Below are 16,285 nucleotides of genomic sequence, written 5' to 3' on the forward strand. Positions count from 1 at the left end.
GTAGCCAAACCAAGTAGACGGCGGACAGTGCGATGTGCGCCAGACAGGTACAGCTTTGCGCCAGTGTCGTCGCCGATATACATGGCGTCGACGTATCGGTCTATTGTCCGTGTTGTCCTCGAACCGTTTTGGTATCCGCTTTCCAGTCGTCACGCCGCTGCGCTCAACATCGGTGCGGGTACCGGTGTTCGTTCCTCGATCGGAGTCGGGCTTGGCGCAAAATCAAATTATTTTCCTGTTACTGGACCTCGTCCTCATCATGGTTGCTGCCCACACCCTGGGGCGTGTGGCCGAAAGGCTCGGGCAGCCCGCGGTACTCGGTGAGATCACCGCGGGAATCCTGGCCGGACCGACAATTCTCGGCGCCCAGTTGTCCGGCTTTCTCTTTCCCTCGGATGTGCGCACGTATCTGGTCGCATTCGCGAACTTCGGAGTGCTGCTCTTCATGTTCCTGGCCGGTCTCGAGATCGATCGTGACTCGATCGGCAAGGAGCGCGGATCCGTAGCCGCGGTGGCGGTCGGTGCCTATGTCACGCCCTTCGCGGTGGGATGTGCGATCGTGCCGTGGTCGTTGAGCAGGCACGTCGGCGACAATCGGATGGGCTTCACACTGTTCATAGGCGCTGCGCTCGCGGTCACTGCCTTCCCTGTGCTCGCGCGCATACTGCACGATCGTGAACTGCTCGGCTCGCGGGTCGGCCGGCTCGCGATGGCGAGCGCGGCCGTCGATGACCTGCTCGCGTGGGCAGCACTGGCGGTCGTTATCGGTATCGCACGTCCGGACATCGGCACCCGCTGGTCGGTGTTGCTGGTCATCCCGTTGTTCGCGCTGCTGTGGTGGGTTGTGCGCCCTGCGTTGGTCGCGCTGACCAGCTCGATCAGGGTGAGCGGCGGAAACCTCGTGATCGTGGTGGCGGTGTGTGGCGCGCTGTTGGCGGGAGCGGCCACCGAATGGCTCGGTCTGCACCTGATATTCGGCGCATTCGCATTCGGCCTGATCTTCCCCCGTGATCAGCGAGGTGCCGTCGTCGGCGAGGTGAAAGTCCTCAGCAGAGTGTTCTTGCCTGCCTTCTTCGTGGTCGTCGGCCTCCATGTCGATCTCGGAACGCTCGACAGAGCGGGCGTCGGCGAACTCGTCGTGATAGTCGCTGCCGCGCTGTTGGGCAAGATCGGGGGCACCTACGTCGCCGCGCGATGCGTCGGCATCACCCCTCGGGAGGCCGGAGCGCTCGCGAGTTTGATGAATACCAGAGGTTTGACCGAACTGGTCATCCTCGACATAGGGCTGACGATCGGTTTGGTCGGAGATCGGCTGTACTCGTTGATGGTGCTGATGGCACTGGTGACCACCGGTATGACCGGTCCGCTGCTGAAGTTGTGCGGAGCGGATCCCCGACGTCGTGCTTCCGGGCCGACCGGCGGGCCGGGCAGCTGCGTAGTGGGAAGTCCCGAGAAGCTCGGCCCCTCATCCAGGGCGATGCGACAAACTGCACGAATTCGCCTTCGCGAATAACAAATTATTGACGTGATACACGCCACATGCTTTACCGGGCCTGTGGGTGTGGCATAGAATGGCGGTCGTAGGGGAGGCCGATAATCGAGATAGCGAGTCGGGGGAGATTTATGCGAGAATATTCGCGCCAACAGGGGACGATACCTCGTTCGATATGATAGATCTCAATTTTCGTCTCGGTAGCCATCGATTATCTCTAGTTATCAGGGAGTAAATCGAAGTTCGATTCATTTATTGCCTATCGGATTGAATTTTCGTCGAGTTCGCAGATCTAGTCGAGGCTGCTCCGGTGCAATGCGTGTCCACTTCTGCGTTGTTCCGGCATGGTTCGAAGCATTCCCGGCTCTCCTGAAGCGTTTCCGGACGCTGTACTCCGATATGCGACGCACCCGACGAAATGCGAACCTGCCTTCGCACACAGTTGCACCTCAACCGCGTCCTTTTCGTGTGCACGCGGTCGAAAGGAATGTCGATGAATGCAGTCACCGAAACCGCCGCACTATTACCTGATCGGATCGAAACCTGTGGCGGCACGACCGGGCCGGTCGTGCCGAAAGAACTCGTCGCCGAGCGGGTCCTGCGCAGAGTCTTCCAGCGTCGTCGCAGCGCGATGCCGGACGGACCCTGTTCGACCGATCCTTGTCCGCGGTGCTTCGCACCTCATCGGCGGAAGGTTGTCGCCTTCATCGAGGCGAATCGCCCGATCCACTTCGTGATTCCGGCGTTTCCGGCGAAGTCCCGCAACCGTCGCAAGGTGCTCGGGCGGGTGCCAGATATGGCGGAAGTCGTGGCGATCGAATCGTTGCAGTCCTTTTGCGACCAGGTCTCCGCGATCTATCCACCGGGGGCGGTCATCACGATCTGTTCTGATGGTCACGTGTTCAGCGATGCCCTCGGCATCCCCGACGGACACGTCGACGAGTACGGCGCGCACCTACGGCGGATCATCGGCGCGACCGGTGGCGGTTCGATCGGGATGTACGGCCTGAGCGACGCGATGCCGAAGATGAGCTGGGATGAGCGCCGGCGCACCCTGCTCAACGAGTACTCGGACGGAATCGATGCCATCCGTGATTCGGTCCGAACCCAGGAACCGATGCGTCGGATGTTCAATGGGATCCACCGATTCATGGTCGAGGACAACTCGGCCATCGAGCCGGAGTTGAGCGCCAACCAGTGCCGGATCCGCTCCAAGCGGACCGCATACGAGGTGGTGCAGCGCAGTCAGGCATGGAGCGGTTTGGTATCGCACATGTTCCCGGACGCCGTGCGACTCTCGATCCATCCGCAAAGCGATCACAGCGACAAGATCGGCATGCATCTGCTGCGCACTCACGACAGCTGGCTGACTCCGTGGCACGGTGTCGTTCTGGATGACGGTGCTGGATTCACCCTGGTCAAACGCGCGTACGCAGAATCGGTCGGCGCTCGTCTGGTGTGGCGGCACAGTAGGCCGAGCCACTTCGTCCACGATCTCGGCGTTCTCGACGCCGAGGCAACTATCGCCGGTGGAGAACAATGACACACAGCCTGTCCCGTTCGTGTCCGAGTGGAACCGATCTGCGCCCCTTCGGCACCGTGATCACCGCTGCTGTTCCAGGAACATCGCTGGGCGACATCGCGATCGACGGACTCCTCGAGACGGCGCTCAGCGCCAAGGTGGTCGTGCTGCGCGGCTACGAACTACTCGGTATCGAGGAGTTGGAATCGTATTGCGCCGCGGCGGGCGAGATCCTGCGGTGGGACTTCGGTGCGGTCCTCGATCTCGACGTTCGCGACGACCCGCAGAACTACCTGTTCGACTCCGGTGATGTCCCATTTCACTGGGACGGTGCGTTCGCCGCACGCGTACCGAGTTTCTTCCTGTTCCAGTGCGTCACCGGCAGTCCCGCCGGGGCCGGCGGCGAAACGGTGTTCTGCGATTCGGTCGCCGTGTACGACGAAGCGCCCGAAGAGCTTCGGGAGTTGTGGCGCCGGACCACCGTCACCTATCGCACGGATAAATTGGCTCACTACGGCGGTCTGCTCACCAGTCCGCTGCTCGGAACCCACCCGGCGACCGGCGAGACCGTCATCAGGTACGCCGAGCCGCTGGATCCGGCCCGGTATCTGAATCCGCTGTTTCTGACCGTCGAGGGAGTTTCTCCCGAGGACGCCTCGTATGTGATGGAGGATCTCGCGATTCGGCTGCACGATCCGAAGTACTGCTACTCCCACCACTGGGACAGCGGAGACATCATGATCGTGGAGAACCACGGCCTGTTGCACGGCCGCAATCGTTTCACCGGGTCCACCCGACGCCGACTTCAGCGAATCCAGATCATTTGAGACGCTCGGGCATTCGCGCCTCCGGTTCGGACAGCGATCAGCCTGCCAGCCGTTCGGCGGGATAGCCGCGCAGGGCCGGATCGGCATCCCCCACCACGACAGGATGGCCGACCAGGTCGAACATCGAGATGTCGGAGTGGTGGTCGCCGAACGCCGCACAATCGCGTAGATCGATTCCGTGCTCGTCGGCGTAGCGGCGCACCGCGACCGCCTTATCGGGTCCGACCATCGTGGCGGTGACGGAACCGGTATAGCGGCCGCGGTCGATCTCCAGGTCGGTGCACAACACCGCGTGCGCGCGGATCTGCTCCGCGATGGGAGCCAGGGCGGCGTCGAACGAACCGGATACGAGCACGATGTGTGCGCCGGTGTCAGCGATTTCGGCCAGTCGACGCAGAACCGCTTCGTTGAAGTAGCCCGCCGCGGCGCTGCGGTCGGTGAACCATTCGCGGCCGACTGCTCGCACGTCGGCGACGTCCCGGCCGGCCCAGTGCCGATAGAGCCAGCGATGGGAGTCCGCGCGGCCCAGCCCGGCTGCGCGCAAGGATCGGAACCTCTGGACGGTTTCGTGTTCGGCTGCCGGTGAGTGACACGCCGGACGCCCTTCGCGCCTGTGTGCGTCGAATTCGAAGAGTGAGAGGAATGTGATATCCCGGACCAATGTCTCGTCGACGTCGACGAACGCGGTCGATATCGGCCGACGTGCGTCTGAACTCGTTGTTTCGTAATAATTCATGCAATCACCTTTTTGAAAGATATCAATCTCGGGGTACCCATATCGAGTGCGGTCTCGATGGACAGTGAGAATCCATGGCCTACGGATGTGGGATACCTGATCACAAAGTATCGGAGTCGGCAATATGGCATTGATCGAAGAATCGCCGTTGGTTTCCTGTGAGTGGCTGCTCGAGCATTTGGACGACAGTGATGTGGTGGTCGTCGAAGTGGGCCAGTTGAACGGTTACGAGACAACTCGGGCGCGATACCTGGCCGGCCACATACCGACAGCTCTGTGGATCGATTGGGCATCCGAACTGCGCAACCCCGACTGTGTCGGAGTGTTGGAGCAGGAGATGTTCGAGAATCTGATGGCGGCCAAGGGGATCCGCGATACCGACCTCGTCGTACTCTACAGTGCGGACAACAACATCTGGTCCACCTCGGCATATTGGCACTTCCGGCTGTTCGGCCATGCTCGGACGAGCGTTCTCGACGGTGGTCGAACGAAATGGGAGCGACTCGGATATCCGATGGACTCGGTATCCCCCCGACCTTCGATGACCGTTTATCGCTCCGCCGGTGTGGACGAATCGATTCGGGCGCTTCGGTCGGATGTCCTCGGTTCGTTGACAACGTCCGCTTTCATCGATGCTCGAGAACCTGAGGAATATCGGGGCGAGACCTTCTCGCCCTCCGATGCGCCCAATGCCATGGGCGGTCAGCGAGCCGGTCATATACCTGGTGCGGTCAATGTGCCGTGGCGACTGGCGGGTAATGCCGATCACACGTTCAAGAGACTGCCGGAACTTCGCGAAGTATTCGCTGAAGCGAATTTTTCCGCGAATGCGGCGGTGATCACCTACTGCTGGGTCGGTGCGCGGTCGGCGTATTCCTGGTTCGTTCTGCGCGAGTTGATGGGCCTGCGCGATGTACGTAATTACGACGGTTCATGGGCGGAATACGGAAGTAGTGTCGGGGCGCCCATCGAGGTGTGAGCGGCCGATCAGTCGGGTGCGGGGTCGGCTCCGCAGCCGCCCCCGACGTCGATGCGCCGGACCGCGCGTACGCCGCTCCGTACGCCGAGACGCTGAAGGAATTCGAGCAGCAGAATCCGCTGATCGGGGTCGAAGGGCTCGAGGAGATCGGTCTCGTATCGGTCGAGCACGGCTTCCGCCTCGCGGAGCAGTTCTTCGCCTGCGGGCAGTACGTGCAGGGCATGCGCGCGGCGTTGTACCGGGTGTCTGCGACGGGTGAGCAGACCTCGCTGTTCCAGGTCGTCCACCATGCCGACCATCACGTTGCGGTGGATGCGCAGCGATTCACACAGTTGCTGCTGCGAGAGTCCCTCGCGGTCGATCAGCGTGCTGAGCACGGCGACGTGCCTCGGCTGGATGCCGAGTGGGGTGAGCAATGCCGCGAACTGCTCGGTCGTGTGGACGCCGAGTTGAGCGAGCAGGAACGTCGGATGCGCGTCGAGCCCGACGTGCGCGCGGTCGCTGTTGGAGGGCATGTCGATCAACTTACCGCGACATCGAGAGACTCACCTCTAGTGCGAATCACTTGATGTGCATATCCTTGCTGGGGCAGTAGCCGTCGCCTCCATGTCCGAACCGAAAGGTCGAAGAACTCATGCGCACCCGCACGTTGGAGCCCGCCGAGACGGGCACCACCCCATCCGCATCCCCGGGTCGGGGACCCTGGGCAGCATTCATCGTGGTTCTCGTCGCCGCGTTCATGGATCTGCTCGACATGACGATCGTCAACGTCACCGTTCCCACGTTGCAGGAGGATCTGGGAGCGACATACACGCAGATCGAATGGACGATCTCCGGCTATGTGCTCGGCTTCGCGGCCATGCTGATCACCGGCGGACGGCTCGGTGACATCTACGGCCGCCGCAGACTGTTCCTGATCGGTGTCGCGAGTTTCACCGTCGCGTCGGCGCTGTGCGGTCTGTCCACGACACCGGAAATGCTCATCGTTTCGCGATTGCTCCAGGGCGCTATGGCAGGGCTCATGGTTCCGCAGGTGCTTTCGATCGTGCAAGCCACTTTCCCGCCGGGTGAACGCAAGCGGGCGATCGGCATCTTCGGTGGTGTCAGCGGACTGGCCGCGGTGGCGGGAATGGTCGTCGGTGGCGCACTCGTCGCACTGGATCTGTTCGGCTGGTCCTGGCGTCCGATCTTCCTGATCAACATCCCGGTCGGCGTCGCGGCGTTCGTCGCGGGTCGCATGCTGATCCCGGAGTCGCGTTCAGACTCCACGCCGCGCCTGGATCCCGTCGGCATGGTCATGGCTGTCGTCGCGGTGACGCTGTTGGTCTATCCGCTCACCGAAGGACGCCGGTTGGATTGGCCCGCATGGACATTCGTATCGATAGCGGCATCGGTTGTCGTCTTCGCGTTGTTCGTGCTGTTCGAACGTCGACGCACGGATACGGTCGGCTCACCGCTGGTTGTGCTCGCGCTGTTCCGATTGAAATCGTTCAGCTCGGGGCTAAGTGTGTGGTTGCTGTTCAATCTCGCCATGGGCGGCTACTTCGTCGTGTGGACCCTCTACATGCAGATCGGTCTCGGCTGGTCGGCATTGCACGCCGGACTCGTCGCGGCGACCTTCGCTGTCGGCGCGGGCCTCGGCGCGGGCTCGTCGATGGAGTTGCTCGTACCCAGGTTCGGTCGCGGTGTGCTGCTGGTGGGGTCGCTGATCACGGCGGCAGGTTTCGTCCTCTACGCCCAGCTCGCCCGACTTTTCGGTGGTGACATCGACACCGCCGCGATGTCGGCGGTCCTCGTCTTCACCGGCATCGGATTCGGCATGATGTTCGCCTCGACCATGGAGGTGGTGCTGGCCGATACGCCAGCCACCGACGCGGGGTCGGCTTCGGGCCTGCTCAACACCGCCCAGCAACTCGGGATGGCGCTCGGTGTCGCCTTGGCGGGTGTGCTGTTCTTCACCGTCTTGGACGAGGGCTCGGCCGGGGGAGCCGCGACCGCGGTGGTGAGTCTGCGCTCGGATTTGAACGCCGCGGGAATTCCGGCCCCCGCGCAGGAGGAGATCATCAGCGCATTCGGTCGGTGCTTCCACGATCGGTCGGCATCCCAGGATCCCGGCGCGCTTCCCGAGAGCTGCCGGGTCGTGAGTCCGCCGGGGCCCGTTACCGACGCGCTCACCGAAGCGGGCGAGACTGCCCGCGCCGCGAATTTCTCCGACGCGTTCGCCGACACCCTGATCGCGGGGGCGGCGATTCTCGTGGCCGTCTTCGGCCTGATCTTCCTGCTGCCGGGCCGGGGCAGAAAGGTCGGCGCGCCGACCGCCGCTGTCCCGAGCTAGCCGTACCCGTGGCGAGCTCCGCGGTGGTGAACGTGGGGCTCGCCGATGGACGCGATCCACGAAAGACGATGCTCATGAATGACCCCTGCTGTCCCGTCGCCGTTCAGGATGTCAGCGACGCTCCGTCTCCCACCGATCCGACGGTGCGATGCTTTCGCGCGTTGTCGGATCCGACCAGATTGCGGTTGCTCGAATTCATCCTCGCCGGGGAACGAACCGCAGCGGAATGCAAAGAGCACGTGGGTATCTCCCAACCGCGCATCTCCGTTCACCTGTCGGTGCTCGTCGAATGCGGCTACGTCTTCGCGCGTCGAGAAGGCCGGACCCTGCACTACCGCATCGGTGACCCGCGTGTGCGTGAGCTCATCGGGCTGGCTCGTCTGCTCGCACACGACAAGGTGTACCCGACCGGCTTCTGAGAACTTCGGTCCGATGCCGCTGCGCCCGCCCGAAGACGCCACGGCTCGGTTCTGCTCGCTGTCGGCGTGATGACACCCCGATTTTGTCCTGGTCAAGACCGTTGCCTACACTAGAGCGGTTGCCTGGGCACCCCCATGTCCGCATGTCTCCGAATCTCATGACCGGATCGACGTGCGGCAGTCCCGGCACCGAGCGCTCGTAAGAGAACTCATCCGGTCGGCAAGTGTCGGCCGGACCAGCCCCATTGCTGTAGGCCCACGGCCGTCTGCCTCGCGCAGGTCGGTGTTGTATGGGAACCGCGGCGAGAAAGGTGTCGAGGTCTAACCATGACCATGACTGATCCGATCGCAGACTTCTTGACGCGTCTGCGCAACGCCAACTCGGCGTACCACGATCAGGTGAAGGCTCCGCACTCGAAGCTCAAGGCGAATATCGCCGAGATCTTGAAGCGCGAGGGTTACATCGCCGATTACCGCACCGAGGACGCCGAGGTGGGCAAGGCCCTCATCGTCGACCTCAAGTACGGCCCCAGCCGTGAGCGCAGCCTTCAGGGCCTGCGCCGCGTGTCGAAGCCCGGTCTGCGTGTGTACGCGAAGTCCACCAACCTGCCCAAGGTCCTCGGCGGCCTCGGCGTGGCGATCATTTCCACGTCGACCGGTCTGCTCACGGATCGTCAGGCGGCCAAGCAGGGCGTGGGCGGCGAAGTCCTCGCCTACGTCTGGTAAGGGAGGTCAGGACAAATGTCGCGCATTGGCAAGAAGCCCATCACAGTTCCCGCAGGCGTCGAGGTGAACATCGACGGCCAGAACGTGTCGGTGAAGGGGCCCAAGGGCACCCTGTCGCTCACCGTCGCCGAACCGATCACCATCGCCAAGGGTGAGGACGGCCAGCTCGAGGTCGTTCGCCCGAACGACGAGCGCCAGAACCGCTCGCTGCACGGCCTGACCAGGACCCTGGTGTCCAACATGGTCGAGGGCGTCACCAAGGGCTACGAGAAGAAGATGGAAATCTTCGGAGTCGGTTACCGCGTGCAGGCCAAGGGCTCGAACCTCGAGTTCGCCCTCGGCTACAGCCACCCGGTGCCGATCGAAGCCCCGGAGGGCATCACCTTCGCGGTGGAGTCGCCCACCAAGTTCTCCGTGTCCGGAATCGACAAGCAGGCGGTCGGTCAGATCTCCGCTGTCATCCACGGACTGCGCAAGCCCGACCCGTACAAGGGCAAGGGCATCCGCTACGCCGGCGAGGTCGTTCGCCGCAAGGTCGGAAAGACGGGTAAGTGATCATGGCGCAAACCGAAAACCAGATCGCCAAGCGCAAGCCGCGTGGCAAGGACGTGTCCACGACACGTCGTCTGTCGAAGACCCGCCGTCACTTCCGTCTGCGCAAGAAGGTCGTCGGCACCACCGAGCGTCCGCGCCTGGTGGTCAACCGCTCCTCGCGTCATCTGCACGCACAGCTCATCGACGACTCGATCGGCAAGACCATCGCCGCCGCGTCGTCCATCGAGGCCGATGTGCGTGCCCTGGACGGCGACAAGTCGGCCAAGGGCAAGAAGGTCGGCGAACTGCTGGCCGCGCGTGCCAAGGCCGCAGGCATCGACGCCGTCGTGTTCGACCGTGGTGGTCACGACTACCACGGCCGCATCGCGGCGCTGGCCGATGCCGCTCGCGAAGGTGGGTTGAAGTTCTGATGACTGCAAACATTTACGGAAGGAACGTCTGATGCCGGGACGTCAGAGGCGTGACGGCGGCAACGGACCCGCCGGACAGCAGGCAGGTGCCGCCGGTGGCGGCGACAACCGCGACGGCCGCGGCGGTGGCCGCGATCGGCGTGGTGGCGGCGACCGTCGCGACCAGCAGACCGACAAGAACCAGCTCGAGCGCGTCGTCGCGATCAACCGCGTCTCCAAGGTCGTGAAGGGTGGTCGTCGCTTCAGCTTCACCGCCCTCGTGATCGTCGGCGACGGCAACGGTCTGGTCGGCGTCGGCTACGGCAAGGCCAAGGAAGTTCCCGCGGCCATCCAGAAGGGTGTCGAGGAGGCTCGCAAGGGCTTCTTCCGCGTTCCGATGATCGGCTCGACCATCGTCCACCCGGTTCAGGGTGAGGCGGCGGCCGGTGTGGTCATGCTGCGTCCGGCTTCGCCCGGTACCGGTGTGATCGCCGGTGGTGCGGCTCGTGCCGTGCTGGAATGCGCTGGCATCCATGACATTCTGGCGAAGTCGCTCGGTAGCGACAACGCCATCAACGTCGTGCACGCGACGGTTGCGGCACTCAAGATGCTGCAGCGTCCCGAAGAGGTCGCGGCCCGCCGTGGCCTGCCCCTCGAGGACGTCGCCCCCGCGGGCATGCTGCGCGCGCGCTCTCAGGCAGTGGGAGGTGCCAGGTAAATGGCAGATCTCAAGGTGACCCAGATCAAGTCGTCGATCGGCGCCAAGGTGAACCAGCGGGAGAGCCTTCGCACGCTCGGCCTGCGGAAGATCCGTCAGACCGTGGTTCGTGAGGACACCCCTCAGAACCGCGGCCTGATCAACGTCGTGCGCCACCTCGTGACAGTTGAGGAGGTCTGACATGACCATCAAGTTGCATCATCTGCGTCCTGCTCCCGGATCCAAGACCGAGAAGACCCGTGTCGGTCGCGGTGAAGGTTCCAAGGGCAAGACCGCGGGCCGCGGTACCAAGGGCACCAAGGCTCGCAAGAACGTCCCGGCCGCCTTTGAGGGTGGGCAGATGCCGCTGCACATGCGGCTGCCCAAGCTCAAGGGCTTCACGAACCGGTTCCGTACCGAGTACCAGGTCGTGAACATCGGCTCGATCGCCGAGCTGTTCCCCGAGGGTGGCGAGATCGGCAAGGCCGAGCTGGTCGCGGCCGGAGCGGTTCGCAAGAACCGCCTGGTCAAGGTCCTGGGCGACGGCGAGATCAGTGTCGCGGTGCAGGTGACCGTCGACAAGGTGACCGGCGCCGCCAAAGAGAAGATCACCGCTGCCGGTGGCACTGTCACCGAGCTGGGCTGACGGTACTCTCAACGTAGTGGGCACCGGACGGGTGAAAGCTCGTCCGGTGCCGCTGTTAGAGTTCAATTGTTGTCTGCCAAGCCACGTCATGGTTTTCGGCTTCTCCAGAGTTGGACATCGCTGAAATATCCATGTCATGACCATGTCGTTCGCGCCAGGAGGATCTGTGCTTTCCGCCTTCGTATCGGCCTTCCGGACTCCGGACTTACGGCGGAAGATTCTCTTCACGCTGGGGTTGATCGCGTTGTACCGCATGGGTGCCGCGCTGCCTTCACCGGGTGTGGACTACAAGGCGGTGCAGGAATGTATCGAGCTGGTCTCCGGTGGTGATTCCCAGGGCATCTACCAGCTCATCAACCTGTTCTCCGGTGGTGCGCTGCTGCAATTGTCGGTCTTCGCGATCGGCATCATGCCCTACATCACCGCCAGTATCATCATTCAGCTGCTGACCGTCGTCATCCCGCGGTTCGAGGACCTGCGCAAGGAAGGCCAATCCGGTCAGAACAAGATGACGCAGTACACGCGTTATCTTTCGGTCGCGCTGGCGATCCTCCAGGCGACAGGTCTCGTCGCGCTCGCCGCGCGCGGCCAGTTGCTCCAGGGCTGTCAGCAGGACATCCTCGCCGACACCAGCATCTTCGGCATGATCATCATCGTGCTCGTCATGACCGCGGGCGCCGCCCTGGTCATGTGGTTCGGCGAGCAGATCACCGAACGCGGCGTCGGCAACGGCATGTCGCTGCTGATCTTCGCGGGTATCGCGGCCAGGATTCCGACCGAGGGCAAGAACATCCTCGACAGCCGTGGCGGCCTGGTCTTCGGCCTGGTCTGTGTGGCGGCCTTCCTCATCATCGCCGCGGTGATCTTCGTCGAACAGGGGCAACGCCGCATTCCGGTCCAATACGCCAAACGGGTGGTCGGCCGGAAGATGTACGGCGGGTCCTCGACCTATCTGCCGTTGAAGGTCAATCAGGCGGGCGTCATCCCCGTGATCTTCGCCTCCTCGCTGTTGTATCTGCCGAACCTGGTCGCTCAGCTGACAGGTTCGCAGAACGCGACGGACCCGAGTTGGTGGCAGGAGATCATCCAGAAATACTTGGTGAACCCGGGCAACCCGGTCTATATCGCGATCTACTTCGGTTTGATCGTGTTCTTCACCTACTTCTACGTCGCGATCACCTTCAACCCGGAGGAACGCGCGGATGAGATGAAGAAGTTCGGTGGCTTCATTCCCGGATACCGTCCGGGAAGGCCGACGGCCGACTATCTGAATTTCGTCCTGAGCCGCATCACCCTGCCCGGCTCGATCTACCTCGGTCTCGTGGCAGTGCTGCCCAACCTGTTCCTCGACATCGGCTCGTCCGGCGGCGCCCAGAACCTTCCGTTCGGCGGCACCGCGGTCCTCATCATGGTGAGCGTCGGTCTCGACACGGTGAAGCAGATCGAGAGCCAGCTGATGAATCGAAATTACGAAGGGTTCCTCAAGTGAGAGTTGTTCTGCTCGGTCCGCCGGGTGCCGGCAAGGGCACCCAGGCCGTCCTGCTGTCCGAGAAGCTGGGCGTCCCGCACATCTCCACCGGGGATCTGTTCCGCGCGAATATCAGCCAGCAGACACCGCTGGGTCGCGAAGCGCAGAAGTACATGGATGCCGGAGATCTGGTTCCGAGCGACGTCACCAACCGGATGGTCGAGTCCCGGGTCGCCGAGCCGGACGCCGTCAACGGTTTCGTGCTCGACGGTTACCCGCGCACCATCGACCAGGCCGAGGCCCTGGAGAAGATCCTCGGCGATATGGACAAGAAGCTGGACGCCGTCCTGTGCTTCGTCGTCGCCGAGGACACCGTGGTCGAGCGCATGCTCGCGCGTGGTCGCGCCGATGACAACGAGGACGTGATCCGCAACCGGCTCCGGGTGTATCGCGAGGAGACCGAGCCGCTGCTCCAGCATTACGACGGTCTGGTCGTCACCGTCGACGGTATCGGCGAGGTCGATGACGTCAACGCGCGCGCGTTGCGCGCGCTGGGACAGTAGTGTCCCGAGTCTTCCGAGTGTGCCGAACCTGGGGGATGCCCCGGAAACGGGAGCGCTGATCCGCGATGGTCTTCGGTCGGAGCAAGAACAAGAAAGTGGTGCCGTTCCGCACCGCGGGTGAGCTCGACGCCATGGCCGCGGCGGGCGCGGTCGTCGGACGCGCGCTCGTCGCCGTGCGCGCGGCGGCGGTCCCGGGGGTTTCCACCCTCGCCCTGGACGAGGTCGCCGAGCAGGTGATCCGTGACGCGGGCGCGGTGCCCTCCTTCAAGGGTTACCACGGATTCCCGGCGTCGATCTGCGCGTCGGTCAACGACCGTGTGGTGCACGGCATTCCGACCTCGGGAGAGATCCTCACCGAAGGTGATCTGGTCTCGATCGACTGCGGCGCGATTCTCGAGGGCTGGCACGGTGATTCGGCGTGGACGTTCGGCGTCGGCAACATGATCGACGCCGATGAACTGCTGAGCGAGGCCACGAAACTGTCGATGGAGGCGGGTATCGCGGCCATGCTGCCGGGCAATCGCCTCACCGATATCTCGCACGCCATCGAACTCGGCACCCGCGCGGCCGAGGAGAAGCACGGCCGCGCCTACGGCATCGTCGACGGGTACGGCGGTCACGCGATCGGTCGCGAGATGCACATGGACCCGTTCCTGCCGAACGAGGGCGCTCCGGGCAAGGGGCCGAAGCTCGTCGTCGGGTCGGTGCTGGCCATCGAGCCGATGCTGACACTCGGGACCACCCAGACCAAAGTTCTCGACGACGACTGGACCGTGGTCACCACCGACGGCACGCGTGCCGCGCATTGGGAGCACACCGTCGCGGTCACCGAGGACGGTCCGCGCATTCTGACGCTGCGTCCGGAGTAGATCGGTCCTCACCCCGCACCTCCGAACACATCCCTCGTCTCCGTCGACGGTCACTCGCGCCGGCCGACTCGCTGTACCGGTACCCGCCTCGGGCGTTCTCGCATTCGACCGGATGGGCCGTCGCGCGGTCGGTTCGGCCGCCGGGCCGGAAGTTTCACGGCTACCCGGTCGGTCGCTGTGCCAGGATGGTGTGGCATCACAGGCTTGGGCGTCGTGGCGCCCACCGTGCTCCCGCGGGGCCCGGTGGCGACCGGCGTAGGAGATGAGGAGATTGCGGCGTCGTGACCAACCCAGACGACCAGACGCGTGAGGACCGCAACGGTGACGGGGTTGCCCCCGAACTGGAGTCGTCGACGCCGGGTGCTCGCGATCCCGAGGAACTCACCGCCGACGGTCGCGACCCCGAAGACGAGTTCATGCGCGAGTTCATGCGCAGTTTCCAGGACCGGAACGACGATCCCGATGTCGAGTTCACCCTGGTCGAGGATGCGGAATCCGAGGCGGAGGTCGCCGAACAGGCCAAACAGCTCAATCATCGGATCGCGAGGGAATTGGCGGCGGCGGGTCCGCAAGGCTGGCGGCAGTTGAACGCGATCTTCGTGTTGACGGCGCCCGCGGAAGTCGCCCAGGTGTTCTTCTCCGACGAAGCGGAACGTCCGGTGCGTGTCCAGCCGACCGAATCGGTTCTGGCGATGGTGCGTGAACAACGCGATCTGTCGGCGCAACTCAGTGACGGCCCGTGGTGGCGGCTGTTGCTCACGCTGACGAGCGCGGGCTCGATCGAGGTCGAATACGACTACGGCGACGAACCGTTCCCGGATGACCAGCTGTTCCCGCCCGAGATCTATCGCGCGGATATGGAGGTATACCCGCGCGATACGTTGCCGGTCTGGCTGGCGGCCTATATCGGCCACGAGGGCAGACAGTCGCGCACCGCGCAGGAGGCCGCCGCCCAGGCACGCGCCGATCGGGCCGAAGGAACGCGAGCTGTGCTGTCCCAGCGCGATTTTCCCGCTCTGACCGTGATGTGGGCACGCTGGGCGGTGATGGCGGCGGCGTTCGTCGCGGCCGGATCGCAGTGGGGGCCGCGGGTACTGCCCGCGCTCGGCTGGTTCGAGGGAGCCAAGCGCAGCGGTTCGACACTGTATGTCCTGCCCGGTGGCCGCGCCGTGTTGTCCGGAGGGGTCTGGAACGCACCGGAATTGGACGCCACCTACAACGGCGGCGAACCGATGCCCGAGGTGTACGCCGGTGCACCGGAGTGGGTCGCGAATCCGGTCCTCAACCCTCGCGCCGCCAACGGATTGCTGTCGTTCTGCTTCTGGTGGGAGGGCGGCGACTGGTATCGCGGTGAGTCCTCGCCCGCCGATCAGCTCAGCGAGGCGATCCCGGGGATCTGGACCACCGAGACCGTGGTCGACGTGATCGTCGGATTGGTGGTCGACCAACCGACCGATCAGCAGCGCGCGGCAGTGCTCAATCTGGTGTCCGCGGCGGAGGTCGGCCTGGTCACGCGGGACACTCTGGTCGAAGTATTCGGCGACGACGGCACTTTCGACATCGACAGCGCCTATTACCAATTGACCATGGCGGGGGTGGCGATGACGTTGCCCGAGCCGATGGCCGAGGCGGACGCTGTCGAACGGGTGCGCCGGTTCATCATCGATCGCGGCATGGACACCGGTGGCTACCCGCTGGACGAATTGCGCGCGGACCGGATCAGCGTCGGCTGGATGGTGTACGTCCCGACCAGGCCGGGGGAGATCGCGATCGGCCGAGCCCTGTTCTACATCGCCGATGACGGTGTGCTCGAACAGTCTTCGTCCTCGGTGGCGCCCGCGCTCTATATCGCCGAGTTCGAGCAGCGCTTCCAGCAGCGGCACGGGTCCGTCGATATCTGAGCGCCCAGGTTTCACCGAGGTTTCCGGCGGAGCAGTGTATTTCGGCACGATCGTGCAACCGCGACTTGTACCCGAATCGTCCGCGACACGATTGCTTAACAGTTCCGTTCGAAACTGATGGTGCGTGTGTCCCGCCCCCGAAGGGGTGGACAAACAACGGC

Annotated in this window: 18 protein-coding genes; 16 read left to right on the top strand and 2 right to left on the bottom strand. The window is 63.8% G+C overall.

Annotation, left to right across the window (positions count from 1 at the left end):
• Positions 1 to 34 precede the first annotated feature (34 nt).
• From DAT37_RS15625 to DAT37_RS15635, 3 genes are all read left to right on the top strand, one after another.
• The gene (locus DAT37_RS15625) at positions 35 to 1,513 is read left to right on the top strand and encodes a cation:proton antiporter (protein ID WP_232839765.1); all 1,479 of its coding nucleotides are present in this window, start codon (positions 35 to 37) and stop codon (positions 1,511 to 1,513) included.
• Positions 1,514 to 1,985: 472 nt separating this feature from the next.
• Positions 1,986 to 3,035 (top strand): L-tyrosine/L-tryptophan isonitrile synthase family protein, encoded by a 1,050-nt coding sequence (locus tag DAT37_RS15630; protein WP_109525659.1) that lies wholly within the window; start codon positions 1,986 to 1,988, stop codon positions 3,033 to 3,035.
• On the top strand, positions 3,032 to 3,841 hold the full coding sequence (locus DAT37_RS15635; protein WP_109525419.1) for a TauD/TfdA dioxygenase family protein: 810 nt from the start codon (positions 3,032 to 3,034) through the stop codon (positions 3,839 to 3,841). The genes DAT37_RS15630 and DAT37_RS15635 overlap by 4 nt, the downstream gene beginning before the upstream one ends.
• Before the next feature lie 37 nt (positions 3,842 to 3,878).
• Here DAT37_RS15635 and DAT37_RS15640 read toward each other — a convergent pair whose 3' ends face one another.
• Positions 3,879 to 4,577, bottom strand: a complete 699-nt coding sequence (locus DAT37_RS15640) for an HAD family hydrolase (protein ID WP_109525420.1) — start codon at positions 4,575 to 4,577, stop codon at positions 3,879 to 3,881.
• 130 nt (positions 4,578 to 4,707) lie between these two features.
• On the opposite strand from DAT37_RS15640, the gene DAT37_RS15645 reads away from it, so the two are divergent.
• The gene (locus DAT37_RS15645; protein ID WP_198654277.1) at positions 4,708 to 5,556 is read left to right on the top strand and encodes a sulfurtransferase; all 849 of its coding nucleotides are present in this window, start codon (positions 4,708 to 4,710) and stop codon (positions 5,554 to 5,556) included.
• Between the two features lie 8 nt (positions 5,557 to 5,564).
• Here the strand turns inward: DAT37_RS15645 and DAT37_RS15650 are convergent, their stop codons facing one another.
• Complete coding sequence (locus DAT37_RS15650; protein ID WP_109525660.1) at positions 5,565 to 6,071, bottom strand: MarR family winged helix-turn-helix transcriptional regulator; 507 nt, start codon at positions 6,069 to 6,071, stop codon at positions 5,565 to 5,567.
• Positions 6,072 to 6,190: 119 nt separating this feature from the next.
• Here DAT37_RS15650 and DAT37_RS15655 point away from each other — a divergent pair, with 119 nt between their 5' ends.
• From DAT37_RS15655 to DAT37_RS15710, 12 genes are all read left to right on the top strand, one after another.
• Entirely contained in the window at positions 6,191 to 7,891 is a 1,701-nt protein-coding gene (locus tag DAT37_RS15655; RefSeq protein WP_109525422.1) for an MFS transporter, read from the top strand.
• Between the two features lie 74 nt (positions 7,892 to 7,965).
• The gene (locus tag DAT37_RS15660) at positions 7,966 to 8,310 is read left to right on the top strand and encodes an ArsR/SmtB family transcription factor (protein WP_109525661.1); all 345 of its coding nucleotides are present in this window, start codon (positions 7,966 to 7,968) and stop codon (positions 8,308 to 8,310) included.
• Between the two features lie 327 nt (positions 8,311 to 8,637).
• On the top strand, positions 8,638 to 9,036 hold the full coding sequence (rpsH, locus tag DAT37_RS15665; protein WP_109525423.1) for a 30S ribosomal protein S8: 399 nt from the start codon (positions 8,638 to 8,640) through the stop codon (positions 9,034 to 9,036).
• A gap of 15 nt (positions 9,037 to 9,051) precedes the next feature.
• Positions 9,052 to 9,591, top strand: a complete 540-nt coding sequence (rplF, locus tag DAT37_RS15670; protein WP_109525424.1) for a 50S ribosomal protein L6 — start codon at positions 9,052 to 9,054, stop codon at positions 9,589 to 9,591.
• 2 nt (positions 9,592 to 9,593) lie between these two features.
• Positions 9,594 to 10,001, top strand: coding sequence for a 50S ribosomal protein L18 (gene rplR / locus DAT37_RS15675; protein ID WP_109525425.1), 408 nt, complete (start codon positions 9,594 to 9,596; stop codon positions 9,999 to 10,001).
• Between the two features lie 31 nt (positions 10,002 to 10,032).
• The gene (gene rpsE, locus DAT37_RS15680; protein ID WP_109525426.1) at positions 10,033 to 10,698 is read left to right on the top strand and encodes a 30S ribosomal protein S5; all 666 of its coding nucleotides are present in this window, start codon (positions 10,033 to 10,035) and stop codon (positions 10,696 to 10,698) included.
• Positions 10,699 to 10,878, top strand: a complete 180-nt coding sequence (gene rpmD, locus DAT37_RS15685; protein ID WP_109525427.1) for a 50S ribosomal protein L30 — start codon at positions 10,699 to 10,701, stop codon at positions 10,876 to 10,878.
• A gap of 1 nt (position 10,879) precedes the next feature.
• On the top strand, positions 10,880 to 11,323 hold the full coding sequence (gene rplO, locus DAT37_RS15690) for a 50S ribosomal protein L15 (protein ID WP_109525428.1): 444 nt from the start codon (positions 10,880 to 10,882) through the stop codon (positions 11,321 to 11,323).
• A gap of 166 nt (positions 11,324 to 11,489) precedes the next feature.
• Entirely contained in the window at positions 11,490 to 12,812 is a 1,323-nt protein-coding gene (secY, locus tag DAT37_RS15695) for a preprotein translocase subunit SecY (RefSeq protein WP_109525429.1), read from the top strand.
• A complete protein-coding gene (locus DAT37_RS15700) occupies positions 12,809 to 13,354 on the top strand; it encodes an adenylate kinase (protein ID WP_109525430.1) in 546 nt (181 codons plus the stop codon). The genes secY and DAT37_RS15700 overlap by 4 nt, the downstream gene beginning before the upstream one ends.
• A gap of 65 nt (positions 13,355 to 13,419) precedes the next feature.
• Positions 13,420 to 14,223 (top strand): type I methionyl aminopeptidase, encoded by an 804-nt coding sequence (gene map, locus DAT37_RS15705; protein ID WP_109525431.1) that lies wholly within the window; start codon positions 13,420 to 13,422, stop codon positions 14,221 to 14,223.
• Between the two features lie 281 nt (positions 14,224 to 14,504).
• Entirely contained in the window at positions 14,505 to 16,124 is a 1,620-nt protein-coding gene (locus tag DAT37_RS15710) for a hypothetical protein (protein ID WP_232839766.1), read from the top strand.
• Positions 16,125 to 16,285: the final 161 nt, after the last annotated feature.

Origin of the sequence: Nocardia aurea (assembly GCF_003123685.1) — a bacterium.
In the GTDB taxonomy this organism is placed as follows: Bacteria; Actinomycetota; Actinomycetes; order Mycobacteriales; family Mycobacteriaceae; genus Nocardia; species Nocardia aurea.

Bases quoted from the DNA above. Each gene is read 5' to 3' on its own strand.
- DAT37_RS15650 (WP_109525660.1), bottom strand. From the start codon at position 6,071: ATGCCCTCCAACAGCGACCGCGCGCACGTCGGGCTCGACGCGCATCCG.
- DAT37_RS15655 (WP_109525422.1), top strand. From the start codon at position 6,191: ATGCGCACCCGCACGTTGGAGCCCGCCGAGACGGGCACCACCCCATCC.
- rplR (WP_109525425.1), top strand. From the start codon at position 9,594: ATGGCGCAAACCGAAAACCAGATCGCCAAGCGCAAGCCGCGTGGCAAG.
- rpmD (WP_109525427.1), top strand. From the start codon at position 10,699: ATGGCAGATCTCAAGGTGACCCAGATCAAGTCGTCGATCGGCGCCAAG.
- rpsE (WP_109525426.1), top strand. From the start codon at position 10,033: ATGCCGGGACGTCAGAGGCGTGACGGCGGCAACGGACCCGCCGGACAG.
- DAT37_RS15660 (WP_109525661.1), top strand. From the start codon at position 7,966: ATGAATGACCCCTGCTGTCCCGTCGCCGTTCAGGATGTCAGCGACGCT.
- map (WP_109525431.1), top strand. From the start codon at position 13,420: ATGGTCTTCGGTCGGAGCAAGAACAAGAAAGTGGTGCCGTTCCGCACC.
- rplF (WP_109525424.1), top strand. From the start codon at position 9,052: ATGTCGCGCATTGGCAAGAAGCCCATCACAGTTCCCGCAGGCGTCGAG.
- rpsH (WP_109525423.1), top strand. From the start codon at position 8,638: ATGACCATGACTGATCCGATCGCAGACTTCTTGACGCGTCTGCGCAAC.
- DAT37_RS15630 (WP_109525659.1), top strand. From the start codon at position 1,986: ATGAATGCAGTCACCGAAACCGCCGCACTATTACCTGATCGGATCGAA.
- rplO (WP_109525428.1), top strand. From the start codon at position 10,880: ATGACCATCAAGTTGCATCATCTGCGTCCTGCTCCCGGATCCAAGACC.
- DAT37_RS15640 (WP_109525420.1), bottom strand. From the start codon at position 4,577: ATGAATTATTACGAAACAACGAGTTCAGACGCACGTCGGCCGATATCG.
- DAT37_RS15635 (WP_109525419.1), top strand. From the start codon at position 3,032: ATGACACACAGCCTGTCCCGTTCGTGTCCGAGTGGAACCGATCTGCGC.